Below are 26,694 nucleotides of genomic sequence, written 5' to 3'. Positions count from 1 at the left end.
GTCTCAAACCCTGCCCCGAGACCGGATCCCATCGCACGCCACGGGATGGGGGTGCCCCAGCTCCGGCGAATGCCGCGAAGCTCCCGGACCGTCCTGGCAACAGTTACGATCTGTGCCGGGGATATTGCTGCCGAGCAGCCGCAATCAGTACAGATCGACGTGAACACGAAGCGGGGATGGCGCATGCGGGACGGCCGGTGGGTCACGGTCACCGAATCCGAGTTCCAGCACGAGCGCCGGGGGCTGGAGGCCATCCGGGAGAAGCTCCCCGACAACGATCCGTGGCGGGCCTGGTCGAACTTCACCTTCACCGCGCACACCGGCCACGTCAGGGAAGTGGACCTGCTCGTCGTCGCCCCCGGCGGCGTGTATCTGATCGAGCTGAAGGACTGGCACGGCTCGGTCGAGTCCCGCAACGGCACCTGGCTCCAGACCCAGCCCAGCGGACGGCAGATCACCCACGGCAACCCGCTCCACCTGGCCAACAAGAAGGCCAAGGAGCTGGCCGGCCTTCTGGCCCAGGAGGGCGAGCGGGTGTGGGTGTCGGAGGCCGTCTGCTTCACCGACTCCTCGTTGAAGAACCGGCTGCCCGCCCACGACCAGCACGGCCTCCACACCGTCCACCAGCTCACACAGATGCTGGCCCAGCCCCCGCGCGACGAGCACCGCCGGATCGACCGGTCGCGGTCGCGCCGCATCAAGTCGGCCCTGGAGCGGGTGGGCATCGGCCGGAGCGACGCCGAGTACAAAGTCGGCCCGTACCTGCTGCACCGGAAGTCCTTCGACTCGGGGCCGACCTGGGCGGACTACCTGGCCCGGCACAGCGAGCTGCCCGAGGCCGCCCGTATCCGCGTCTACCTGCGGGAGCGCGGTTCGGACGCCGAGCTGCGGGCCTCGGTGGACCGGGCGGCGCGGCGCGAGGCCGCGGTGCTGCGGCGCTTCCAGCACCCCGGTGTCGTCTATCTGAAGCAGTACGACCCGTCCGGGCACTCGGCGGGCCCCGCGCTGATCTTCGACTTCGATCCGCGGACGCTGCGCCTGGACGAGTATCTGGCGCAGTACGGCGAGAAGCTGGACATCCTCAGCCGCATGGCGCTGGTCCGGCAGCTCGCCGAGACCGTGCGCTCGGCGCACGGCCGCCGGATCTACCACCGCACGCTCGCGGCCCGCGCCATCCACGTCATGCCCCGCCCCCGGAAGCAGGCGGCGGGCGCGGACGGAAACGCGCACAGCAACGGGAACGGGAACGGCGAGGAGGCGGCCTGGCTCGCCCCGTATCTGCAGATCTCGGACTGGCAGGTCGCCGTCCAGCGCGGCCCGGGGTCCGGCACGCCGAGCAGTGGTGAGCGGTTCGCGCCGACCACGCTCTCGCGCGCCGGCGCCCATCTCGCGGAGGGCGCGGACCCGTACCTCGCCCCCGAGTTGACCGCGCTGAAGGCCGACCCCGTGGCGCTGGACATCTACGGCCTCGGCGTCCTCACCTACCTGCTGGCCACCGGCAAGGCCCCGGCCGCCAGCCAGGCCGAGCTGCTGGCCCGGTACGAGGCGGGCGAGGGGCTCCGGCCGAGCGCCGTGGTGGACGGCCTGTCGGGGTATGTCGACGAGCTGGTGCAGGCGGCCACCGCCTACCACGTCGACCACCGCCTGGACTCGGTGGACGACTTCCTGGAGATGCTGGAGGTCGTCGAGGCGGACCTGACCGAACCCGCCCCCGCGGAGCCCGCACGGCCGGCCCAGCCCGAGAAGGACCCGCTGGAAGCGGTCGCGGGCGATGTGCTGGCAGGCCGCTGGGAGGTCAGGCGCCGCCTCGGTACGGGGTCGACCAGCCGCGCGTTCCTCGTACGGGACCTGACGGCGGGCCCCGAGGTGCGCTTCTCCAAGACCCTCGCGGTGCTGAAGGTCGCCAACTCGGACAGCAAGGGCGAGATGCTCGCCCGCGAAGCCGAGATCATGGGACGGCTGCGCCCCGATTCGCGGATCATCCGCCTCGTCGAGCCGGAGCCGCAGCGCATCGGCGGCCGCACCGTCCTCGTCATGGAGTACGTCGGGAACGAGCGCGAGGCCGAGGACGGCGAACCGGCCGGGCCCGGGGAGCGCAGGAGCAGGCGGCGCGAGGAGACCGTCGCCCGCCAGCTCCGGGAGTTCGGCCGCCTGTCCGTGGACCAGCTCGAGGCGTACGGCGACTACCTGTTCGGCGCGGTGGACTTCCTCGAGGGCGAGGGCGTGTGGCACCGCGACATCAAGCCGGACAACATCGCCATCCGCATCCGCCCCAACCGCACCCGTGAGCTGGTGCTCATCGACTTCTCGCTGGCCGCTTATCCGGTGCAGGAGACCGGGGCCGGGACGGACGGCTATCTGGATCCGTTCATCGGCACGCTCACCGAGCGTTCGGTGTACGACGGGCACGCCGAGCGGTACGCCCTGGCGGTCACCCTGCACGAGATGGCGTCCCGGGAGCTTCCCGTCTGGGGCGACGGCCGGGTCTCGCCCCGCCAGACCGATGCCAAGAAGGAGCCGTACCCGAAGATCGCGGCCGATGCGTTCGATCCGGCGGTGCAGGACGGCCTCGTCGACTTCTTCCGCAAGGCCCTGCACCGGGACGCAGCTCGGCGCTACCCCGATCTCAAGCCGATGCGGGACGCCTGGAAGAAGATCTTCCTGGCCATGGACGAGGCGAAGCCGTCGTCGCGCCGCTCCCGTCAGCCCACCGCCGCGCCGGGCAGCGCGAGCGGTACGGGCGGTACGGGCGGCGGTACGGGCGGCTCCGGGGAGACGCCTGCGGAGGCCCAGGAAGCCCCGATCCCGGAAGCCGAGGAGGAGAGCGCAGAGCAGCAGCGCGACCGGCTGGCTGCCGAGGCCGACCGCGAAACCCCCATCTCGGCCTCGGGCCTCAGCCCGGCCGCCCAGTCCTTCGTCTACGGGCTGCACGTCAACGACGTCGGTGGTCTGCTCGACTACAGCCGCCATCAGCTCGTCAACGCGCCCGGCCTGGGCGCCAAGACCCGTAAGGAAGTCCTCCGCCGCATCAAGGAGTGGCGGCAGCGGCTCGCCGAACAGCCCGCCGCCCCACTCACCCCCGAGGGGCGCAAGGACGCCAAGGAGGAACTGTCGGTCGCGGAGGCAGCCCTCGCGACCGCGATCGCGGAGAACGGCGACGCGGAGGGCCTGCCCGAACGCGCCCTGCGCAGGGTCACCCTGGACACCCTCGCCACCATCTTCGTACCGGAGTTGAAGAAGGACGAGGCGAACCGCAACGAGTGCGAGATGGTGCGGCTGCTGCTCCGGCTCCCCGACGAGCGGGGCACCCTGCCCGACATCGGCGTCTGGCCCAAGCAGAAGGACGTGGCGAGCGCGCTCGGGCTGTCGGCCGGCCGCATCCCGCAGATGCTGAAGAACCAGCGCACCCGCTGGAAGAAACAACCGGCGGTACGGGTGCTGCGCGCCGAGATCCTCGATCTGCTGCGCGACCTGGGCCGGGTCGCCTCCGCGGCGGAGATCGCCGACGCCCTGGCGGTGCGGCGCGGCACCCAGCTCCCCGAGCGCGAGCAGCGCCGGGCGCTCGCGCTGGCCGCCGTACGCGCGGTGGTCGAGGTCGAGCAACTCGTCCCCGACGAGGCCGAGTTCCAGCACGCGCCGAACCGTGACGCGGCCGACGAGGGCATGGGCGCGGGGCTCCTGGCCCTGGAGGTCGTCCCCGACGACGCGCCCGAGACCCCGTCCGGGCCCGGTCTGCTCCACTACGCCCAGCGTCTGGGCAAGGCCGCCGACCGGCTGGCGAAGCTCGACACCCTGCCGACGGCGGCCACGGTCCTGGCCGAGCTGGGCACCATCGCGCCTCCGAGCCCGGCCGTGGAATGGGACGAGCGGCGCATCGTCGAGATCGCCGCCGCCGCCTCCCGCCGGGCCGCCGCGACCCCCCGCCTGGAGATCTACCCCCGCGATCTGCCGCTCGTACGGGCGCTGCGCCTCACCCAGGCGGGTCTGGTGCCGCGCATCCCCGGCATGCCGGACGAGCGGCAGCCGGGGCTCACGGCCAAGGACATCCACGAACGGGTACGGGCCCGTTTCCCCGAGCTGCTCAACGAGCGGCGCGGGCACGCGCTGCCGACGGACGGGCCGCTGACGCGGGCACTGCGGGAGGCCGGGTTCGACCTGGAGCTGAAGACCCGCGAGGGCCACGGGACGCTGCGCTACATCCCGCGCCAGCGGGACGGCCAGTCCACGTACCTGTCGTCGGACGCCGCCCGCCAGGCCACCGGCGTCCTCACCGCGCACCGCTACTCCGACGACCCGCAGCTCGCGGGCGCGGCGGTGGCCGAGGAGCGGCTGCTGGCCTCGGCCCCGCGGGACGGCTTCCGGGTGCTGACAGTACGGACGGGGCTGGCCGGCCGCGCGGTGTGCGAGCTGACGTCGGACCGCTTCGGCGCGGAGGCGGTGTCGGTGACCGACCTGTTCGTGCGGGCCCTGCACGAGCAGGTGGACCCGCGGCCGAAGCCGACGTGGGAGACCATCCTGCGCGCGGACGCGGCGGAGCCGGGTTCGAAGGCGGCGATGCGGTTCGGTGAGTACGCGCGGACGAGCTGGGGCACGGTGGAGCCCCGGCTGCGGGAGCTGGTGTCAGGGGCACGGGGGTCGGGCTCGGGGTCTCCTGTGCTGCTGACGGACGCGGGCGCGTTCGCGCGGTACGACGCGATGGCGGTCCTGGAACGACTCGCCGACGCGGCGCGGGACGGCGGGCGCGGGCTGTGGCTGCTGTGCCCGCAGAGCGACCCGGCCCGACCGCCGAGGCTGGGCGCGGTTGCTGTGCCGTACCAGTCCGGGCTGGGAGAATGGATCGAGTTGCCCGAGTCGTGGGTGGCCAACGCCCACCGGGCGGAGGCGTTGGCGGCGCGCGCGGGCTCGCCGGGGGACGGCTAGCGGCGGGGGCGGGAGCCGCCGGAGCGATGGGCACATTGGGGACAACGGGGAACACGGGAGATGTGACGACGTGATTGACGCTCCAGCGCTGCGGACGGACCTGATCAAGCAGGTCAAGGCGATCGAGGTGGATCTCGCCAAGCAGGTCAAGGACGGGGAGTCGGTCCTCAAACCGCTGCGGCAGGAGTTCGAGAAGGCGAGCAAGGCGGATCCGGCGACCCCGAGGTGGAGTGCGTGGCTGGATGCGCGTTTGGGTTCGGGTTCGGGTTCGGCTGAGGGTGAGTTGTCGGCGGACCGCGTGGAGCGAGTGCGGGCGGCGGACGCGGTCGCGGGGCGGCTCCGGACGGAGTACGACGAGGCGCGGAAGCTGGGTCGTACGGCGGCGACGTGGAACGCGTGGCTGGACGAACGGGTCACGCAGGTCGCGGTGGCGTGGGTGCTGGGCACGGTGTTCGTGCGGTTCTGTGAGGACAACCGGCTGATTGAGGAGCCGTTTCTGACGGGCCCGGACGCGGAGCGTCGGGACCTGGCGGAGGCCCGGTACGCGCAGTACGTGGAGGAGAACCCGGACCCGACGTATCGCGGGTGGCTGGAGCGGGCGTTCGAGGAACTGGGCGGGGGGCAGGCCGGGAAGCTGCTGTTCGACAAGCGGCGCAATCCGCTGTACCAGATTCCGTTGTCGCATGATGCGGCTCGGGCGCTGGTGGAGTTCTGGCGTGAGCGGGGTGAGGGGGAGGACGGGGACCGGCTGGTTCACGACTTCACCGACCCGTTGGATGAGAACGACCCCACGAAGGGGTGGGACACCCGGTTCCTGGGTGACCTATACCAGTGGCTGTCGGAGTCGGCGCGGAAGACGTATGCGCTGCTTCAGACGCCGGAGTTCGTGGAGGAGTTCATCCTCGACCGGACGATGGACCCGGTGGTGCGGGAGCTGGGCGGCAAGTTCGGCGAGCTGAAGATGATCGACCCGACGTGCGGGTCGGGGCACTTCGTGCTGGGTGCGTTTCGGCGGATGGTCCGGCTGTTTACGGAGCGAGAGCCGGGGCGGGATGTGCACGAGCGAGTGCGGGATGCGCTGAACGCGGTGCACGGGGTGGACATCAACCCGTTCGCGGTGGCGATTGCGCGGTTCCGGCTGCTGGTTGCGGGGATGGCGGCGGCGGGTGTGCGGAGGCTGGCGCAGGCGGGCAGGTACGACTGGCCGATTCACCTGGCGGTGGGCGACTCACTGATCAAGGCGCGGCAGCTTGAGTTGACGCTGCTGGGTGAGGAGTCCGGGGATCCGCTGGCGGAGTTCTCGTACGCGACGGAGGACGTGCACGAGTATCCGGGGATTCTGGAACAGGGGCGGTACGACGTGGTGGTGGGGAACCCGCCCTACATCACGGTCAAGGACAAAAAACTGAACGAGTTGTATCGGAGTCTGTACGCTTCCTGTGCTGGAACCTACGCACTGTCTGTTCCCTTCGCCGAGCGATTCTTCCAGCTAGCCAAAACAGGGGAACCAGATGGCTGCGGTTACGGATTGGTTGGTCAAATCACCGCGAACTCCTTCATGAAACGCGAGTTCGGAAATAAACTGATTGAAGAATATTTCGCACACAAGGTCGAATTGACCGAAGTCGTTGACACTTCGGGAGCGTTCATCCCGGGCCACGGAACACCTACGGTCATCCTTGTGGGTCGACGACGATCCGGACATGGACGCAATCCAACAATTCGCACCGCTCGTAGCATTCAAGGCGAGCCGGGAGCGCCAGAAAATGGCGAGGATGGTCTCGTATGGAGAGCAATCGTAGATCAGATCGATAAGCCTGGTTCAACCGATCAGTGGATTTCGGTGGACGATCTCGATCGCGATCGCTACTTCTCGAAGCAGCCTTGGATGCTGGCTGACGGCGGGCTCGAAATGGTCGAACAGCTAGACAAAGCAAGAGTATCGCCCCTGAAGGGTGCCATCGAACCGCCAATTGGTCGAGGCATTCGGGCTGGTGCCGATGAAGCTTATATTCGCCCTAGGCGCTCCAGCTATCGTACGGTGGCGGACCGACGCGCCCTTCGCCCCCTAATGGTCGGCGAAATCGTGCGCGACTGGAGCGCACAACCGCATGAAGCAATCTGGTTTCCATACGCTGAGCAGCTTGGTCCTGGCGACCTCGAAGTCGAACTCTGGTCCCTGCGGCGCGTACTCGAAGCGCGACGCACCTTCCAAGGCGACATGGAAGATGCTGGCCTGAAGTGGTGGGATTATATGCAGTTCACCGCTTCCGCCTACCGGACACCCCTGTCCATCAGCTTCGCTGAAGTTTCCACGCACAATCACTTCGTGCTGGATCGAGGCGGAAGCGTATTTAAGCAAACAGCACCTGTGATCAAGCTTCAGGATGAGGCCAGCGAGGAGGCGCACCTCAAGCTACTGGGACTCCTTAACAGCTCGGCTGCTTGCTTCTGGCTCAAGATGAACTGCCACAAGAAGGGCGGAAGCCCAGAATCTGGCGGGGGCCAATCGGATCAACCGTGGTCTTGGAGCTATCAATTCAACGGAACAAATCTGGAACGATTCCCCCTACCGTCGACTTACCCGACGGTACTTGCGACTTCTCTCGAGAACTGCGCGCAGGAACTTGCTGCCACGATCCCTGCGGCACTTACCAGGACTGAGTACCCCGCCCCCACTGCCGCATCCCTAAGCGAAGCCCAAGGCAAGTGGGAGTCCATTCGTACTCGGATGATCGCGCTCCAAGAAGAGCTGGACTGGCAGGTTTACTCTCTGTATAAGTTGCACTCGGAAGATCTACGTACCCCCGAAGCGGAAGTCCCAGCACTTTCCCTCGGTGAGCGCGCCTTTGAGATCGTGCTCGCCCGGCGTATGAAGAAGGGGGAGGCATCCGACGAGTGGTTTAAGCGGCACGGCTCCACTCCCATCACTGAGCTGCCCGACCACTGGTCCGACGCTTACAAGGCCGTCGTCCAGAAGCGCATCGATGTCATCGAGACGTCCCGAGCCATCGGGATGATCGAGCGCCCTGAATACAAGCGTCGCTGGGCAACCGAGGGTTGGGATGTCCTCCAGGAGCGTGCGCTCAAGAGTTGGTTGCTGAACCGGATGGAGAACCGTGAGCTGTGGTTCCCGGACGGGCAGCCGACCATCCTCACCCTCGGCCAGCTCACCTCCGCGCTGTCCCTCGATGAGGATTTCGTGTCCGTCGCGGAGCTGTACGCCCCGCGCACAGAGCTGGCGACCGTCGTCGCCGACCTCCTCACCGAGGAGCACGTGCCGTTCCTCCCTGCGCTCCGCTACAAGCCCAGCGGCCTTAAGAAGCGCGAAGACTGGGAGCACGTCTGGGATCTCCAGCGGAAGGAAGACGCCGCCCCGGACGAGCCCGCCAAGCGGAAGATCCGGGACACCATCCCGGTGCCGCCGAAGTACACCTCGGCCGACTTCCTCAAGCCGTCCTACTGGCGGGCCCGGGGCAAGCTGGACGTGCCCAAGGAACGGTTCATCTCGTATGCGACCGGGGCGATCTCTGGGACGCCGAAGCTGTTCGGCTGGGCGGGCTGGGACCATCGAGAGCAGGCGCAGGCGCTCGCCACGTACTTCACCAACCACGACGGGCTGTCCTCCGAAGAGATGACACCGCTGCTCGCGGGGCTGCTCGAACTACAGCCGTGGCTCGACCAGTGGCACAACGACTTCGACCCGCTCTACGGCAGCTCTCCCGCAGCCTTCTTCGCGGGCTACCGCGCCACCCAGCAAGGCGAACACGACCTGACCGATGACGACCTGCGGGCCTGGCGGCCTGCCCCGGCCACTCGTGGCCGGCGCTCGGCCAAGGGCTGATCACTATCCCGCTGTGTCCTCCCCGCCTTTGCGCGGGGAGGACACAGCGGCGTCTCGTACGGTCAACGGCGCGGTGGGGTCGACCCGCAGCGCGGGGCCGTCGTCCAGCTCAAGCACGACAGTGCACCCGTCGCCGGACGCAGAACGCTCAGTACCCACGCTTCGGACCGTCCGCCAAGCGCCCCACACCCGTACGCACTGACCCGGGCGGACCGCTGCCGCAGCGATCTCAGCTCCGTCGTGTTCAGGAACCCGGTCCGGGGCCTGCAGCTCGGCCCAGACGGTTTTTCCAATCCCGCACGCACGTTGCTCGAAACCCCAACGATCAGCCAACGCCTCCACGAGCATGAGCCCCCGCCCGCCCGTGTCGTCCTCACCGGGCGCCCGCACCTCGGGCTTCCCTTCTCCTGCGTCGCTGACCTCCAGGCGCAGCATGCCCTCTTCCATCAGCCAAGCGATCCGTACGCCCACCAGCCGGTCACGCGGTACTCGCACCCGCAGCGCGTTGGTCACCAACTCGGACAGAACTAACTCCCCTGTCTCCACAGCGTCTTGTTCGACTCCCCAACTGCCGAGTGCTGCGTACAGCAAGGCCCGCGCCCTTCGGACGCTACTGCGACGCCGGGACAGCCGGAAGGTGACTTCGTTCGGTGCAGCCATGACGGCCCCCATGAGGTCCAAGTTCGCCCGGAATCCCATGGCCGACAGCCGCAGGACGCCGATGTCCGTGCCCAGCAGAATGGCCATGCACCACACGAATCTGCAACGTTGCCAACTGGAATGATGTCAAATTTCCCCCTTTCGAGTTAAGCTCAGCCCGCCGGGGCCGCTGTTTTGCTAGAGCTGTACGCATGCCTGCGAAAAGCACCAGCCCGAACCCGTCGACCGTTCTCGGCCGCCAACTTGGCGATGAGCTGAAGCGGTTACGAGACGCGTCAGGTCTCACCACCGCCCAAGCCGCCGAGGCCCTCGACTGCACAAAAGGCAAGATCAGCCGCATCGAAAACGGACGCGTAGCGGTGCGATTGCCGGATCTGACGGCGATGCTGCAGGCGTACGGCGTGACTGATGCCGAGGTGAGAGGACGACTGGCTGCGCTGGCGCGCAAGGCCAATCGCCGACGTAGGCAGGGCTGGTGGAACCAGTACGGCTCGGTGCTCGCCGATACCTACCGCGACTACATCGCTCTGGAGGCCATGGCCAGCTCTATCCACACGTTCCAGGCGCAACTCGTCCCCGGTCTGCTCCAGATCCCCGAGTACATCCGGGCCGTGACCGTTGCTTCCCAGCAGTGGCAGACCGCAGACGAGATCGAAGCGTTCGTCCGAGTGCGGCTCGCCCGGCAGGAACGCCTCACTGGCGACTCCGCCTTGCATGTCTGGGCGGTTCTGTCAGAGGCCGTGCTCCTCCAACAAGTTGGCGGAGCCGAGGTGATGAAGGCGCAGCTCCAGCGCCTGCTGGACCTCTCCGAGAACCCCAACGTGACCATCCAGGTGCTGCCGTTCTCGCGCGGAGCACATGCGAGTATGTTCGGGCCGTACGTAGTGCTGGGTTTCCCCGAGGAGAGTGCACTCGACGTCGTGCTGGCGGACAACCCAACCGGCTCCATCTGGTTCGAGCAGGAGGCCGAGGTCTCCCGTTACCAAGACCTCTTCGGCGCCGCACGCACGTCTGCGCTCTCTCCGATGGAGTCCCGTGGCATCATCCGTCGCCGGGCCAAGGAGCACAGATCATGAAGAGCGCACACCACATAGCACCGGACCTGCCAGGTGCGAGATGGCGCAGGAGCACGTACAGCGGTGGCAACAATGAGTGCGTCGAGGTCGCGGACAACCTCTCCCACCTCGTCCACGTCCGCGACAGCAAGCACCCCGCCGGTCCCGTCATACGCGTCAGCCGGGCGGCCTGGGCCGCATTCGTCACGCACCTGCGCTGAGCCGGGCCAAAAGGCCGGAATGACGGCCGGGGACTTCGACAACCTGTAGTCCCTCCCCCACCGGTCACTCCACCCCGGCCCGCCCCGCGCAGCGGTTCTCCCCTTTACACAAACCGTTACGATCGTGGACGGGCCACAGCCGTCGCACGACGACTGACGACAACACACCGGGGCCGCGCGGAGACCATCCGTAACCGTCGCCGCCCCGGGTCAGGGGGGGGAGACCCTGCTGTCCAGCCCACGCGCTCACGCGCACCCAGGACGCAGGAACCAGGAGAAGCGAGACACAGATGGCCCCGAACGCCACCGGCACGGCACCTCTCCTCCGCGACGTCATCGACATCAAGACGTCGATCTCCACCTCCGACTTCGTGCTGAAGCTCGCCGAGGCCGTCACCGAGGAAGGGGCGGCCCGCGCGCTGCGGGACTACGTCGTCACCGAACGGCTCCTGGAGAACTTCGACGAGGCCCTCAGCCTCATCAAGGCATCCCTCGACGGGCACACCTCGAAGGCCGCCTATCTCCACGGCTCCTTCGGTTCCGGTAAGTCCCACTTCATGGCCGTGCTCCACGCCCTCCTCCGGGGCGACGCTGCCGTCCGTAGCCGCGGGGACTTCGACCCCGTGCTGACCAAGCACGAGTGGCTGGGCGCCGACGGCAAGCGGTTCCTGCTCGTCCCCTACCACATGCTCGGCGCGAAGTCGCTGGAGCAGCGCGTCCTCGGCGGCTACGTCAGCCACGTCAAGTCCCTGCCCCAGCACAAGGACGCCCCGACCCCGCAGGTGTACCGGACGGACTCGCTCTTCGAGGACATCCGCTCCCACCGCCACCGCGTCGGCGACGAAGCCTTCATCGCGGGGCTCGCCGACGCCCCCACCCCCGGCGCCAGCGCCGACGACGAGGACGACGACGAGTGGGGCGATCCGTTCACCTGGACGCCGGAACTCCTGGACGCCGCACTCGCCGCCGAGGAGCTGGACGGCGGCGAGGTGAACCTCAACCTCGTCAACCCCAGCACCCCGGCCGAGCTACGCGCGAAGCTGGTTCACGACGCGAGCATGACCTGGTTCCCCGGCTTCGCCCGGCACGCGGCCGAGGACGAGCACGGGTTCATCTCCCTCGACGCCGGCCTCGCCGTCATCGCCGAGCATGCGAAGTCGCTCGGCTACGACGGACTGATCCTCTTCCTGGACGAGCTGATCCTCTGGCTCGCGAACCGCATCCACGACCAGAAGTTCGTCTCCCGCGAAACCGACAAGATCACCAACTTCGTGGAGGGCGCCGACTCCCGCCGCGCCATCCCGATCGTGTCGTTCATCGCCCGCCAGCGCGACCTGCGTGAACTCGTCGGCGAGGAGACCTCCGGCGCGGCCGAGACCGCGATCCAGGACAGCCTCAACCTCGCCTCCGGCCGCTTCGACAAGATCACCCTCGAGGACCGCAACCTCCCCCAGATCGCCCACGCGCGCCTCCTCACGCCCAAGGACGCGGAAGCCGCCGCCAAGCTGGAGGCCGCCTTCGCGAAGGTCAAGCGCGTGGGGCCGCAGATCTGGGACGTACTGCTCGGCTCGGACGAGATCACGACCGGGGCCGACGAGGAGTCGTTCCGGCTGACGTACCCCTTCTCCCCCGCCTTCATGGACACCCTCGTCCACATCTCCTCCGCCCTCCAGCGGTCCCGCACCGGCCTCAAGCTCATGGGCCAGCTCCTCGCCAACCACCGCGACGACGCGACGCTGGAGAACCTGATCCCCCTCGGCGACCTCTACCCCGTCATCGCAGACGGCGGCGACAGGCCGTTCGTGGACAGCCTGAAGGTGGAGTTCAAGGTCGCCGACAAGCTGTACCGGACCAAGCTGCGGCCGCACCTCCTCGGGACGTACGAAATCACCGAGGAGGACGTCGAGCGCTACCAGCACCGCCGCGAGACCATCACCGACCAGCAGCTCCTCGAACGCTGCCGGGGCTTCGTCGGCGACAACCGGCTGATGTGCACGCTGCTGCTGTCCGCCCTCGCCCCCGGCGTGCCCGCCCTCCGCGACCTCACCATCCGGCGGCTCGGCGCGCTCAACCACGGCTCGGTCCTCTCCCCCATTCCCGGGGCGGAGGTCGGGATGATCAAGGCGAAGGTCGACGAGTGGGCCACCCACTTCGTGGAGATCAAGTCGACCGGCACCAAGCTCAACCCCGGCGTGCGGCTCGAACTGGCCGGGGTGGACGTCGACTCCGTCATCGCCAACGCGAACGTGAACAACAACCGCTCCAACCGCCGGGCCCTGGCCCGGCGGCTCCTGGCCAAGGAACTGGGCCTGGAGGTGCACGAGCGGCTGGGCAGCGCGGACGATCTGGCGCTCGTCTGGCGCGGCTCGAACCGCACGGCGGAAGTCGTCATCGGCGATGTCAACGACCAGGAGAACCTGCCCGACCACGAGTTCTCGCCGAGCCAGGACGGGCTGTGGCGGCTGGTCATCGACCTGCCGTACCAGGAGAGCGAACACGGTTCCGTCGAGGCGGTCAACCGGCTGCGCACGCTACGCGAGCAGTCCGGTACGGGGACCCGCACCGTGGGCTGGATCCCCACCTACCTGTCGGCCCCCCGCTACAAGGACTTCCAGAAGCTGGTCGTCATCGACTACGCGCTGGCCGACCAGCGGCGCTTCGACACCCACTACGCCCAGCACCTCAACGCCGACAACCGGGCGCGGGCCAGGGTGCTTCTCGAAGAGCAGCGGGAGTCCCTGATCAAGACCGTGACGGCGGCCTTCAAGCAGGCGTACGGCTGCGCGGACAAGAAGGCGTCCGACGTCGATGTGTCCTTCGATGACCACTTCGCATCGCTGCGTGACGTTTCCGACCTCAAGGTCTCCATCGGCCAGAGCCTGTCCGACGGGGCGCGGCACATCGCGAAGAAGCTGCTGGCGCACCAGTTCCCCGCGCACCCCGACCTCGACCCCGACGGCACCAACACGGCGGTCACGCCCGCGCAGGCCCGTACCGTGTTCGGGCACATCCGGGCGGCGGCGGAATCCGCCGAGCGGCAGGTCGAGGTTCCCTCGAAGGACCGGCCCCTGATGCGGCGGATCGCCGCGCCCCTCGGGCTCGGCCAGCAGGGAGAGGTCTACTTCCGGCCCTCCAGCCGCTGGGTGGACCACTTCAACCTGCAGGCCCGTACCGACGGCGGTCCGGGCGATCTGAGCGTGGTCAAGCTGGCCGAGTGGATCGACCGGCCCGAGCCGATGGGCCTCGACGCGTTCCTCGTCAACCTGGTCATCGCCTCGTACGCGGAGATGGACGACCGGGTGTGGGTGCGCGCCGGGTCGCTGCTCGACCCCGCGCCCGAACTGTCGGCCATCAAGCCCCAGGACGGTCTGCGCTCCCAGCCGCTGCCGGACGAGGCGGTCTGGGAGGAGGCGGGGCGCCGGTTCTGGGACATCTTCGGCGAGCAGCCCCCGAAGCTGCGGCGGGGCCGACTGGTCAGCCACTTCGCCCGGCAGATCACGGCCAAGGCCCGCGACTACAAGCCGCATGTGGACACGCTGGTCGAGGAGCTGGAGAAGCACGCGAAGCTGCTCGGCCTGGACGGCGCCGACGAGTCCGCGACGGGCAGGCTGACCCTCGCCCGCCGCGCCCGCGACCTGCTCAAGGAGCTGCGCGACCTCTCCGAGAGCACGGTCGGGGGTTCGGCGGCGGCCAAGCAGGTCATCACGACGTTCGCCACCTTCGAGCTGGGCGAGGCGTCCGCCGGCCGCTACGGGGCCACGATCAAGCAGGCCAAGACCGTCGCCGACGCGCTCGTCGTCGCGGCCTGGGACATGCTGAAGCTCGCGCCCAACTACGGGCCGCAGGGCGAGGCGGTGCTGGAGGCACTGCGCGGCGCGGCGCGCGCCGATCAGCGCACGATGCGGCTCGAGGACGCGTTGCGGGACGCGCGGAAGTCCATCGTCTCGGTCATCGAACGCAGCCAGGCGGCAGCCCGCCCGCAGCCGCCCACGCCCACGGTCCCGCCGGTCCCCGTGTCCCCGCCCGCCCAGCTCACCACGCCCGACGCGGTGAGCCTGAACGACGACACCGCCCGGCCGCCGGTGTCCACCAACCACCCGCTCCCCGGCCCGCGTGCGGCGCGCCGGTCGGGCGGCGGACGGGCCAAGGCGTCCCAGGTGATCGCCCAGCTCCGGGCCGAACTGGACGAACTGACGGCCACCGACCCCGACGCGACGATCGAGATCAGCTGGCGGGTCGTGGAATGAGCGGAACGAGGCAGGTGCGGTGACGACCACGACGACGAACACGAGCGCGGGGCCCACCACCAGTGCGGCACGGCTCAACTCCGCCACCATCGCCCAGTACCTGGCGTCCCAGCCCGGCCTGACCCCGGGCAAGCGCCGGGCCGTACTGCTGCGCGCCGCGCCGCGCTGGGACGGCCCGGCCGAACTGGCGTGGGGCGAGCACCGGCACGCGTCGGTGGCCACCGCGCCCTCGCCGCTCGCCGCGTACGAACTGGTGCTGGCGCACCAGGCGCCGGCGGCGCCCGGCCCCGACGTGCTGGTGGTGCTCACCGACCGGGAAGAGGCCGAACTCGGCCCCGACCTGCTGGCCAAGGTGCACCGGCACCGCGTCAACGTGGTGGACTCGTGGGACGTCGTCCGGGAATCCTTCGGCGCGGCCAGCGCCGACCGCTGGCTGGTGGATGAGACCTGGGCGGCCGAGGCGCTGCTGGACGCCACCCCGCCGGGCGGCTGGCCGCGGCTTCCGGGCGGGGTGCTGTCCCGGGACAAGGCGCTGGGCGAACTCACTCTCCGCAGGCTCGGCATCGGCCGGTACGACCCGGACCGCGATCAGCAGCACACCCTGTCCGCGAACGGCGACGAACTCGACATCCACACGCTGTTGCGGTGGTCGCTCGCGTCCGGCGGCCCGGACCGCTACCTGGCGCTGCGCGCCCCCGAGCGGGCCGGTATCCGTGAGTTCCTCGGCTCGTCGGACCAGGCGGGCCAGGCCGGACGGGCGCTGCTCGCCCTGGCCGAGGCCGAGCACGGACCGGACGCCGTCGCCTTCGGCCTGGTCTGCGCCGCGCTGTGGGTGCATGCCGACGCGGCGGCGGACGCGGAGAACTACCGGGCCCGGGGGCGGGCCGAACGCTGGTTCGGCGAGGAGCCGCCCGCCCACGGCGAGGCCCTGGACATCCTGGTGGCGGCCTTCGGCCGCGCCTGCGAGGAGTACGTCTCCGGGCTGCTGCTGACGGGACGGTCGGCCCATGAGGAGTCGGCGGCGACAGCGCGGCGCCTCTCCGGCTCCGTACGCGACCGTGCGGCCTCGCTGGCGCGGCAGTTCGGCGCGGAGCGGGCCACCCGTACGAGCCCTGTGCTGGCCGCGGGGCTGGAGGCCCGCTTCACCGCCGTCGGGGAAGCGCTGTCGGCCGGAGAGCAGGCGCGGATCGCGCGGGCGGTGGCGGCGCTCGACCACCACCGGCTCGCGCCCGAACCCGATGCCCGGCCGCGGATCGAGCGGGCCCGCATGGCGCAGCGGCTCACCCGGTGGCTCGCGACCGAACCGGCGACCGGTGGCGAGGCGGAGAGCGAAAGCGTGCGGGCCGGAATCGGACGGCACGTCACCGACACCGGCTGGGTGGACCTCGCACTCGACCACATCGAGTCCGGCGGGGACCCCGATGCGACGCTGAAGTCCGCCTACGACGTCCTGGGCACCTCCGTACGCGCCCGCCGCCGGGACATCGACCGCCACTTCGCCCGGTCCCTCGCGGCCTGGACGGCGGGCGGCAGGCCCCCGGAGGACATGCTGACGGTGGAGACCTTCCTGCCCAAGGTCGTCGCCCCCGTGGTGAAGGCGGGGAAGCGCCGGGTGCTGCTGCTGGTCCTCGACGGGATGAGCGCGGCCATCGCCGCCCAGCTCGGCGAGGAACTGCGCGAGCACTGGGTGGAGTACGACCCGCTGCCCAAGGCGAAGGGCACCCCGGTGCGCCGGGCGATGGCCGCCGCGCTGCCCACCGTCACGGCCGTGTCGCGCACCTCTCTGTTCGCCGCCCGCCTCATGAACGGCACCCAGGCCGACGAGAAGCGGCTCTTCCCGGAGCACCGCTTCTGGGGCGAGGAGGAGGCCGCCGTCTTCCACAAGGACGACCTGCGCGGCGACACCAGCGGTGCGCCCCTCGGGCCCGAACTGCACGAGGCACTGGAGGGCGACCGTACCCATGTCGCCGTGGTGCTCAACACCGTCGACGACCGGCTCGCCACCGAGCAGAAGCTCGGCGACGGCGCCTGGCGGCTCGGGGACATAGGGCGGCTGCGGGACCTGCTGCACTTCGCCGCCACCCAGGGCCGGGCCGTGATCCTCACCAGCGACCACGGCCATGTCATCGACCGGCGCGGGAACCGGGTCGGCACCGATCCGGAGCGCGTGGAGTCGGCCCGCCACCGCTCCGGCAACAGCCCGCTCGCCGAGACGGAGATCGCGCTCTCGGGACCGCGCGTGGTCGCCCCGGAGCCCGGCGGCGAGATCGTCGCCCTCTGGGACGCGGACTCCCGCTACACCTCGCACAAGGCCGGTTACCACGGCGGCGCTTCCCTAGCCGAAGTCGCCATCCCCGTCCTGGCCTTCCTCCCCTTCGGCGCCGAGCCACCGAGCGGCTGGCGTGAGCTGGGCAGCCAGCAGCCGCCGTGGTGGCCGCTCGACACGGCAGCCGACGCGCCGACGCCGGTACGGCCCGCCGCGGCGCCCGCCCCGGCGAGGAAGCCGTCCAAGCGGGCGAAGGCGGACGCCGATCTGGCCAAGAGCCACGACTCGCTCTTCGACGTGGCGCTGGTCCCCTCGGAAGGGGATGACGCCCTGCTCTCCAAGACACCGGTCTCACCGGTCTCTCCGGATGACGCGCTGGTCGAGGGGCTGATGGCGTCCGAGATCTTCGAGGCTCAGGTGGACCTGCTCGCCCGCAGGCCCCGCCCGCCGGAGCTGGCGCGGGTGGAGAGGGCCGTACGGGCGCTGCTGGACGCCGGTGGCACGCTTCCGGTGACGGCGCTGGCGCAGCGCGTCGGCCTGCCCGCCTCCAGGGCGGCCGACGGCTTCGCCGCCGTACTGCGGCAGCTGCTGAACCACGACGGGGTGCAGGTCCTGGAGACGCTGCCGGACGGCAGGACGGTGCGGCTGCACACCGGCCTGCTGCGGGACCAGTTCGAGCTGCGGTGACGGATTGAGGCAGGCCGCTGCGTGCCGGACCGGACAGCCGGTCCGGCACCCGGCGGCCGTCAGGTGTACAGGCGGAGCAGCCCGAGGAACTGGCGTAGTTCCTGGCAGAGCTTCTGCGACAGCGGCTCGGGGTCGAAGTGCGCGATCATGTTGCGGATCTCCCGCACCCGGTCGAGCTGCCGCACGAACTGGACGCGGTCCGCGAGCGACCAGCCAAGAGCTTGCCAGTTCTGGTCCGCCTTCTGGCAGAGCGCCGGGTTCTCCTGGTGGCCGTCGAGAAGTTTCACGTAGCCGTTGAACATCAGGTCCGTGATCTGGCCCGTCTGCTTGTTCTTCCGCTGCACCGCGCGGATGGCGTCCGGTTCGAGCGCCGCGCCCAGGCACTTGCGGAGCCGGAACTCGATCTCACCGATGACGAAGAAGGGCCATGCCGTCGCCTCGAAACGCTCGGTGACGTCGGCGGCCGTCACGATGCCGGTGATACGGCCGCTCATGTCCCGGACGAGCAGATAGCCGTACTCGCTGATCATCGGCAACAAGGAGAAGAAGTCTCCGTGGACATCGGCCGTCGGTGGATCTTCCACCATCGCGTTCGCGAGGGCGGTGTCATCGTTCTTCTCGTACATCCTGGCCACCGAACTCCACGTGACCACACCACGCAGCGTCGACATGCCGTCGATGACCGGGACCTGGGAGTAGTTCTTGACGAGCATGAGATGGGTGGCCGTCTTGACCTGTGCGGTGGACGGAACGGAGTCGACCCCGTTACGGGCAGCCGGGAGATCACCGATTCTGAAGGAATGCTGCGGCAGCGTCCCTCGTGACAGTGCGTCCCGCTCCGCCTCCTCGTCCTCCCCGCCGTCGGGTTCCGGGGGCGCGACCGACTCCTCGGGGACGACCTGCACATCGGCCCTGAGGCTGCAGTGGGCGAAATAGGGGATGGTCGAGAGTCCGGCATCTTTCAGCGTCTGCGTGATGAACAGGACGGACTGGTCGTTCCTCACTCGCGTACCGAAGAGCGCGAGAAGCTCGGAGACCGGGATCAGCTTGCCCCGGAGTTCGCGGAGCTGCTCCTCGGACGGTGTATGCGACATCCCCGCGCTCACCAGCTCGCCGTGTCACGGAAGACGGTGCGCTTACCCATGGCGGACCTCACCAGGTCGAGCAGCTGCAGCGCACGGTTCTCGTAGAAGCGCTCGAAGTCGGCTTCGTGCAGGGCGGCCGGATCGATGAGATGAGTGGCGAGAACGTCGTCGAACCACTCCGGGCGCATCCCGGACTCCAGCGTCAGCGACTTGAGGTACACGGCGGGAGATCCCACGAGGCTGCGGCTCGCCCGGGCGGACAACGGCGTCTTGTTGACGATGGAATTCGCCTTGCCCGATTGCGCCGAGCCGTTCTTGGCGATCCACCCCTTGGGGAAGATCTGCCGCACCTCCACGTTGTACTCGATCAGCCGGCCCGCCGTGAGAGGCGCGTCGGTGAAGTACCAGTCCACGGCACCCTGCTTGACCAGCAGGGCGTAGATGCCCTTGTAGGCGGCGCTGTTGCGGGTGGTGAGGCTGTCCAGCCGGTCGTCCAGGAAGGCGGCTTCGGCGATCGTGTCGGGGATGGTCCCTTCCTCACCACGGATCCAGCCGATGAGCTGCTCGACGTCGCGCGTGAAACGGCTCTCGGTCGACCCGCCGTACATCTCGCCGAGCACACCGCACCAGTACCACTGGGCGATCCGCTCATCCGAGCCCGGCGTGTCCAGCTCCTCCCCGAGGATGGCGCGGACGGCGGCCAGGGGCACGAGCTGGGTGCGGTACGGAAGGTCCGCCGTGCGGACGATGCACTGCTGCTCCAGGAAGGCCCCCACCCACTTGAACGCCTCCGCCACCCGGGGCGCCAGGCGCCGGAAGTCCGTGAGCGGCAGCTGCAGCAGGTCGCGACGCTTGCAGGACACCGCGCTGCGCTGCCCGGCCCCCTTCTCCTCCCAGGTGCGGACGAGCGCGACGGCCTGGAGGAAGTCGCTGCTGCTCAGACCGTCCTCAACACCGGCCTCCATGCGGCCGAACACCGGGTAGGAGGAGGTCAGGTCCTTCTTGATCTGCTCCCACTCGACCGGGAGCCGGTAGTAGTCGCCGCGTTCCGCGAGATGCTCCTGGTTGCCCGCGTAGGTGGCGGTGAGCAGCTCGAAGACGTTGAGTGACACTCCGCCGGTGTTCACCCGCTCGAAGACGGCACACACGGCGTCCATCGTGGTGGAGGCCGGGAGCTTGATCATCGGCACCTGGAACTGCGTCACATGGTTGAGGACCTGCTCCTGGAACGTGCTCCAGATCTCCCAGTTCGCACCGTCGGCCTTCACGAACTCCTGCAGCCACTGGGTCACGCGCTGCATGTCGAACACGATGTGGAGCGGGAAGAAACCGGTCGCGCACTCCTTCTCGACCGTGCTCAGATCGAGGACGACCTTGCGGGCGAAGTCACTCCGGAGAATGCGGTCCTCGGGCACGGAGACGACCGCGTCGTCACGGTCCGCCGGTGCTCCGATGGCCTTGGCGATGTCGATGTAGTACCAGCGCTTGAGGTCCTTCCCCCGCGCGTCGACCGTCTCAACCGGTTGATCCCGGTACAGGGACTGGTACAAGGAGGTCATGCGCTGCTGCCCGTCCAGGAGCAGTAAGTCCGGCGTCGTCCCCTCGGCGCTCTCCGCACCACTCAGCGTGCGGGGCTTGAACTGGGCCGTTCCACCAGTCTGCAGCGCCATCACGACACCGAGCGGATATTCGAGCGTCACGGTCGCGATGAGGGCCCTGATGCGTTCGTCATCCCATTTCCACTCGCGTTGGAAATCAGGTAGCTGCAGGGCTCCTGTAGCCACGTCCTTGAGTACAGCGCCTAGATTGAGGCCGTCGAGCGCCACGCTGGGTCTTCTCCCCGTTTGAGGCTGAGCGGTGAACTCACGATTGCACCAAGTGACCAACCGTGCGTCAAGTGCTACGGCAGGGCCGCCAGGGCCGCCCACCGCAGTGCGAGACTGATGGGGTGAGTACAGACAGCCCTGCCCGAACCGGACCCGTCAGCGCGGCCCGGCGCCGTGACGTCATCGACGCGCTTCGGCGTGGTGCCGTCCCCGAAAGCGGGCTCGATCTCCTCGCGACAGGTCTGCAACGGTTCGAGAGCGCGCTCGACGCGGAACTCGACGCTGCCGCGTCGGGCGCTTCCGTCTTCAAGGCCGTCCGTGGCGAGTACGGATCCGGCAAGACGTTTTTCACGCGGTGGCTCGGCGAGCGTGCCAAGCGCCGTAAGTTCGCCGTCGCCGAGATCCAGGTCTCCGAGAACGAGACGCCCCTGCACAAGCTGGAGACCGTCTACCGCCGTCTCACCGAGCGGCTGACCACACCTGGATTTCCCCCAAGCGCCCTGCGGCCCGTGGTGGACGCCTGGTCCTACGCCCTGGAGGAGGACGCGCTCGCCGACGGAGTCTCGGAGGAGGAGCTGCCCGACGAGGTCGAACGGCTGATGACGGCCCGGCTCGTCGAGGTCTCCCGGCACGCTCCGTCGTTCGCCATCGCGCTGCGCGGATACCGGAACGCGCTCGCGGCGGGCGACGAGGCCACCGCGTCAGCGGTTATGGCCTGGCTGGGCGGACAGCCGCACGTGGCCGCCGCTGCCCGCAAGGCGGCCGGGGTGCGCGGCGATCTGGACCACTTCGGCGCCCTCGGCTTCCTGCAGGGGCTGTTGACGGTGCTGCGCGACTCGGGGCATGCCGGGCTGTTCGTCGTCCTGGACGAGGTGGAGACGCTCCAGCGGGTCCGCTCCGACGCGCGCGACAAGGCGCTCAACGCGCTGCGCCAGCTGATCGACGAGGTGCACTCCGGGCGCTTCCCGGGGCTGTACCTGATGATCACCGGAACACCGGCGTTCTACGACGGACAGCAGGGCGTGCAGCGACTGGCGCCGCTCGCACAGCGGTTGGCCACCGACTTCAGCACGGACCCCCGCTTCGACAACCCCCGCGCGGTGCAGCTCCGGCTGTCCGGCTTCACGCTCGACTCGCTCATCGGTCTGGGGCTGACGATTCGTGATCTGTACGCGAGTGGTTCATCGAACCCGGAGCGCGTCAAGGCCCTCGCGGACGAGGTCTATATCGCCGACCTCGCCAAGGCCGTGGGCGGGGCGCTGGGCGGCAAGGTGGGTGTGGCACCCCGGGTGTTCCTGAAGAAGCTCGTCGGCGATGTCCTCGACCGCATCGATCAGTTCGAGGACTTCGACCCGCGCGAGCATTACGCCCTGACCGTGAACGCGACGGAGCTGAGCGAGGTCGAACGCAACGCCGCGGCAACCACGAGCGCCGATGACATCGCGCTGGACCTCCCGTGACGGAGGCGCCCGCGGGCCCCGACCCGCTGGACCGACTGCACCGAGGTCTGGTGCACCACATCGTGAATTCTCTGGGCTGGCCGGGCCTGCGGCCGCTCCAGGAAGAGGCGATCGCGCCGCTGATGGACGGGGCGGACGCGGTGCTGCTGGCGCCCACCGCCGGAGGCAAGACCGAGGCGGCATGCTTCCCTCTGTTGTCGCGGATGGCGGAGGGAGGTTGGACCGGCACCTCGGTGCTCTACGTCTGTCCGCTGAAGGCGCTGCTGAACAACCTGCTGCCCCGGCTGGAGACGTACACCTCGTGGCTGGGGCGCACCTCCGCCCTCTGGCACGGTGACGTACCCCAGACCCGTCGTAAGCGCATCTTGCACGACCGGCCGGACGTGCTGCTGACCACTCCGGAGTCGCTGGAAGCGATGCTGGTCAGTGCCAACGTCGATCACCGGGCCTTCTTCTCGGGGCTGCGCACGATCGTCGTCGACGAGGTGCATGCCTTCGCGGGGGACGACCGGGGCTGGCATCTGCTGGCCGTACTGGAGCGTCTGGAGCGGGTGGCAAACCGGCCGGTCCAGCGTGTCGGCCTCTCCGCGACGGTGGGCAATCCGCAGGAGCTGCTGACCTGGCTCCAGGGATCCGGTGCGGGCAAGCGCACGGCGCGGGTCGTCGCTCCCCACCTGCGGGAGAAGGCTCCGGCGCTTCCGCCGCCCGGGGAGGTCGAACTCGACTATGTGGGTTCCCTGGCCAACGCGGCGACCGTGATCGCGGCGCTGCACCGGGGCGAGAAGCGTCTGGTGTTCTGCGAGGCGCGCCGGGATGTGGAGAAGCTCGGCGAAGCGCTGCGGGCGAAAGGCGTCACCACCTTCCTGTCGCACGCCTCGCTGTCCGCTGACGAGCGACGCCGCGCGGAGGAAGCCTTCGCGGAGGCCCGTGACTGCGTGATCGTCTCCACGAGCACGCTGGAACTCGGCATCGACGTCGGTGACCTGGACCGGGTCATCCAGATCGACGCTCCCGGCACGGTCGCCTCGTTCCTGCAACGCCTCGGCCGCACGGGACGGCGACCGGGCTCGCTGCGTAATTGCCTCTTCCTGGCGGTGGACGAGCCTGGTCTGCTCTCGGCGGCCGCCCTTCTCCTGCTCTGGTCCCGCGGCTGGGTGGAACCGGTCGTCGCTCCGCCGGAACCCCGGCACATCGCGGCCCAGCAGATCCTCGCCCTGTGCCTTCAGGAGCACCGGGTCGGTGACCGGCTGTGGCGGGATTGGTGGGGCGGACTCGGCCCGTTCGGCGCTTCGGCCGAGCCCATCGTGCGCCACCTGGTCGACGAGGGATATCTCGACCGGGACGATGGGCTGATGTTCATCGGTCCCGAAGCCGAACAGCGCTTCGGCTTCCGGCACTTCATGGACCTCACTGCGGTGTTCACCGCCGCGCCGGAGTTCACCGTGCTGTCCGGCCGTACCGTGATCGGCACCACGGACCCCGCGCTGCTCACCGACGAGATCGTCGGGCCGCGCCGACTGTTGCTCGCCGGACGCAGCTGGCAGGTGACCTACATCGACTGGTCGCGGCGCCGCTGTTTCGTCGAGCCGGTGGACAGCGGTGGAAGGGCCCGCTGGGGCAGCGTCGGCTTCGCCCGCGCCGCTTCGTACGAGCTGTCGCGGGCGGCACGCGAAGTGCTGCTTGGCGCGACACCTCCGGTCGCACTCACCCGGCGCGCCGAGCGCGCGCTCACCCAGGCCCGCGAAGCGAGCACCAACCTGGTGCACTCCGGCGGCACCGTGATCATGCGGGGCGGGCGGGACACGAACGTCCGCTGGTGGACGTGGGCGGGATACCGCGCCAACGCCACCCTCGCCGCCACGCTAACCTCTGTCGCCGACCCCCTCCAGCGCCCCACGGACGCGTACGTCCGGCTGCGCGAGGACATCACCCCACTGGAATGGAAGAAGGCCGCTGCGGAGGGCGCCGAGCACCTGTGCCTGCCCGCAGTGGACCCGCGCGCCCTGACCGGCTTGAAGTTCAGCGCGGCTCTTCCACAGCGGCTGGCAGAGGCGACGCTCGCCTCCCGCCTGGCCGACCTGGACGGAGCGGCAGCGGCGCTACGCGAGGCCGTCAGGTTCCTGACCCGGGTTGGATAACGCCGCGATGCCGCTTGGGGCACCTGGCCGGGTCACTCTGCTTCCGTGTCCACCGGGTTCCGGCCGCACAAGCCTCGGTGGTAACGGACGTGCTCTTCATTGATGAAGTGCTCAGGGTGCCGATGGAGACCGCCGACGAACGTGTCGTCCGCACTCCGCCGTACCACCCAGTCCTGGTCGATGTAGATGGCGAGCCTGTCGAACTGCACGTGGTGCCGCATCTGACCAGCGTGACCTGGCCGGGTGTGGACAGGTAGAGGGCGAAATCAGCCACCGCCGCGTGCCCAAGGGGCGACGCGGCTGACTGCGGGCACCACTGATTAGATCGTGGCCATGCATATTTTCGGAGGAACGGTAGCTGAGGCTGCGGTGAAGGTCACCGATCCCGAGTTCATCAGAGAGTGCACCCATCGCTACCGCACCATCCACGGACGCTCCCCCGGCGAAGAAGAAGTAGAGAGTTGGGTGAACAGCTGGCCGCCCTTGCTGGAGGTCCTGCTCGCAGCGAAGCTGAGCGAGCTGCACCTCTTGCTGGAGTACGAGCTGCCGGGCACCAGCCAGCGCATCGACGCGCTCCTTCTTGGCCATCGTCCCGGGGCAGAGTCCCTGGTCGCTGTGGCCGTCGAACTCAAGCAGTGGAAATATGCCGCGCCCCACGACGCGGGGTCGGGGATGCTCCACGTAGGAAAGAGGGAAGTGCTCCACCCGGCGCGTCAGGTCGGTGGCTACGTCAACTACCTCAACGAGTGGGTTCCTCCCGAGCTGCACCTCGACGTCGAAGGCCTCGCTTATCTCCATGCGGCTCCTCCGGACCTGATCGACGGCTTGCGGGGGCTTCAGGAGTCGGGCCCCAGCGCCGCGTACTCCATACTCGGCCCCGACGACGTGACCGCTGACACTCCGCCGCATCTGCTGGCCGAACGCCTCCACTGCCCGGGCCTGCAGCCAGCGGCCCCGGAACGTGTCACCGAATTCCTGGAGACGCGACACCGCCCGTCTCCGAAGCTGCTGGCCAGGGTCGCCGACGTCATCAGCGGCCACGAAACGTTTCGCCTCATCGGAGAGCAGGACGAGGCGCGTCAGCGCATCGACAGCGCCATCAAAGCCGCACGGCAGGGACGCCGTGGGCACATCGTCGTCGTCACCGGAGGACCTGGGACCGGGAAAACCGCCATCGCGACCCGGATTTTTGGTGACCTCTGTCGGGACCCCGGCGCCAACCCGCGTCTTCTCTCCCCTACGGGGACCCTGTCTCAGCAGCTCGGTCGCGCCGTCGGAGAAACGGCGCGGGGGCTCATCGCCACATTCACCACCCGCCTGCCCCGCGAGCTCAACAAAGATTCGAGCGTTGTGCTGCTGGATGAGGCCCACCGTGCCCGCACGGGCCAAGGCTTGCGCACCAAAGAATTCCCCAAGCTGCTGACCGACCTGATAGCTGAGTGTGCCGTCCTTGTCCTCTTCCTCGACGAAAGCCAGATCGTCCGCCCGGGCGAAGGCACCACCGTGGATGAGCTGCGGCGCATGGCCGAGCAGGAGAGCTGCAGCTTTGCCCACGTCGATCTACCCGCCCAGTTCCGATGCAGCGGCTCTCGCCCCTATCTGGACTGGGTGGACGCCCTGCTGTCTCCGGAAGCACGCCCGCGGCGCTGGAGTGGCGACGATTACGACCTGGCCCTCGCGGAGAATCCCGCACAGCTTGAGGAGTGGATCACCGGTCACATCCGCGACGGCCTGAGCGCGCGCATCACCGCCGGCTACTGCTGGCGCTGGAATTCCCCCGATGTCCCACCTCTGTTGCCGGACGTTTCCATTCGCTGGAAGGACGCTTCCGGGGAGCACCTGTGGGAGCGGCCCTGGAACTCACGGGCCGACATGATCGTCGCCGGAGACGGGGTCCCGGGACGCGCCTTCTGGGCCACGGACGAGGGCGGACAGCACCAGGTCGGGTGCGTCTACACCGCGCAAGGCATGGAGTACGACTACGGGGCGGTCATTCTGGGAAAGGACCTTGTCTGGACGGCCCAGGGGTGGCGCGCCCAGCCTGGCGAGAGCGAAGACCCGGTCATGAAACACCTCACCCCTCAGCAGTACCTGCGGTACGCGCTGAACTCCTACCGGGTCCTCTCCACTCGGGGCACGCGAGGCACGCGTCTGTACTCCACCGATCCCGAGACCCAGAAGTTCCTCCGAACTGTGCTCCCCGGCCACAGCGCCGTCGAAGGCAACTACAGTTGATACCGACTTTTCTGCGGCCCGCCGGGCTTCCGCTTCTGACGGGCTTCCCC

At 69.0% G+C, this 26,694-nt stretch carries 13 protein-coding genes; 9 read left to right on the top strand and 4 right to left on the bottom strand.

The genetic code is table 11. From position 1 onward, the window contains the following. The first annotated feature begins 183 nt into the window (after positions 1-183). Together pglW and pglX are read left to right on the top strand one after the other, a co-directional pair. Positions 184-4,920, top strand: a complete 4,737-nt coding sequence (gene pglW, locus ACZ59A_RS12180) for a BREX system serine/threonine kinase PglW (protein WP_470956946.1) — start codon at positions 184-186, stop codon at positions 4,918-4,920. 283 nt (positions 4,921-5,203) lie between these two features. Beyond that, complete coding sequence (pglX, locus tag ACZ59A_RS12175; protein WP_470957907.1) at positions 5,204-8,764, top strand: BREX-2 system adenine-specific DNA-methyltransferase PglX; 3,561 nt, start codon at positions 5,204-5,206, stop codon at positions 8,762-8,764. Between the two features lie 3 nt (positions 8,765-8,767). On the opposite strand, the gene ACZ59A_RS12170 is transcribed toward pglX, so the two are convergent. Then, positions 8,768-9,511, bottom strand: a complete 744-nt coding sequence (locus ACZ59A_RS12170; protein ID WP_470956943.1) for an ATP-binding protein — start codon at positions 9,509-9,511, stop codon at positions 8,768-8,770. Positions 9,512-9,615: 104 nt separating this feature from the next. Here ACZ59A_RS12170 and ACZ59A_RS12165 point away from each other — a divergent pair, with 104 nt between their 5' ends. The 4 genes from ACZ59A_RS12165 (at position 9,616) to pglZ (ending at position 17,900) form a co-directional block, all read left to right on the top strand. Continuing rightward, positions 9,616-10,500: a helix-turn-helix domain-containing protein gene (locus ACZ59A_RS12165; RefSeq protein ID WP_470956941.1), complete on the top strand. Its 885-nt coding sequence runs from the start codon at positions 9,616-9,618 to the stop codon at positions 10,498-10,500. Next, a complete protein-coding gene (locus ACZ59A_RS12160; RefSeq protein WP_470956938.1) occupies positions 10,497-10,700 on the top strand; it encodes a DUF397 domain-containing protein in 204 nt (67 codons plus the stop codon). Before ACZ59A_RS12165 ends, ACZ59A_RS12160 begins: the two co-directional genes overlap by 4 nt. Positions 10,701-10,990: 290 nt before the next feature. Next, positions 10,991-14,947, top strand: a complete 3,957-nt coding sequence (gene pglY, locus ACZ59A_RS12155; protein ID WP_470956935.1) for a BREX-2 system ATPase PglY — start codon at positions 10,991-10,993, stop codon at positions 14,945-14,947. Between the two features lie 19 nt (positions 14,948-14,966). Beyond that, a complete protein-coding gene (gene pglZ / locus ACZ59A_RS12150; protein ID WP_470956932.1) occupies positions 14,967-17,900 on the top strand; it encodes a BREX-2 system phosphatase PglZ in 2,934 nt (977 codons plus the stop codon). Positions 17,901-17,959: 59 nt separating this feature from the next. Here the strand turns inward: pglZ and ACZ59A_RS12145 are convergent, their stop codons facing one another. Together ACZ59A_RS12145 and ACZ59A_RS12140 are read right to left on the bottom strand one after the other, a co-directional pair. Then, a complete protein-coding gene (locus ACZ59A_RS12145; protein ID WP_470956930.1) occupies positions 17,960-18,994 on the bottom strand; it encodes a CBS domain-containing protein in 1,035 nt (344 codons plus the stop codon). 8 nt (positions 18,995-19,002) lie between these two features. Then, complete coding sequence (locus ACZ59A_RS12140) at positions 19,003-20,769, bottom strand: GmrSD restriction endonuclease domain-containing protein (protein ID WP_470956928.1); 1,767 nt, start codon at positions 20,767-20,769, stop codon at positions 19,003-19,005. A gap of 164 nt (positions 20,770-20,933) precedes the next feature. Here ACZ59A_RS12140 and brxD point away from each other — a divergent pair, with 164 nt between their 5' ends. After that, positions 20,934-22,271, top strand: a complete 1,338-nt coding sequence (gene brxD, locus ACZ59A_RS12135; protein ID WP_470956927.1) for a BREX system ATP-binding protein BrxD — start codon at positions 20,934-20,936, stop codon at positions 22,269-22,271. After that, positions 22,268-24,409 carry a DEAD/DEAH box helicase gene (locus ACZ59A_RS12130; protein ID WP_470956925.1) on the top strand — a complete coding sequence of 714 codons (2,142 nt, stop codon included), beginning with the start codon at positions 22,268-22,270 and terminating at the stop codon, positions 24,407-24,409. Before brxD ends, ACZ59A_RS12130 begins: the two co-directional genes overlap by 4 nt. A gap of 32 nt (positions 24,410-24,441) precedes the next feature. On the opposite strand, the gene ACZ59A_RS12125 is transcribed toward ACZ59A_RS12130, so the two are convergent. Next, positions 24,442-24,630 carry a hypothetical protein gene (locus ACZ59A_RS12125; RefSeq protein ID WP_470956922.1) on the bottom strand — a complete coding sequence of 63 codons (189 nt, stop codon included), beginning with the start codon at positions 24,628-24,630 and terminating at the stop codon, positions 24,442-24,444. 112 nt (positions 24,631-24,742) lie between these two features. Here ACZ59A_RS12125 and ACZ59A_RS12120 point away from each other — a divergent pair, with 112 nt between their 5' ends. Further along, positions 24,743-26,644: a DNA/RNA helicase domain-containing protein gene (locus ACZ59A_RS12120; RefSeq protein WP_470956920.1), complete on the top strand. Its 1,902-nt coding sequence runs from the start codon at positions 24,743-24,745 to the stop codon at positions 26,642-26,644. Positions 26,645-26,694 lie beyond the last annotated feature (50 nt).

This window comes from Streptomyces sp. NPDC040405 (assembly GCF_055595765.1).
This window is presented reverse-complemented; position numbering and strand designations above follow the sequence as displayed.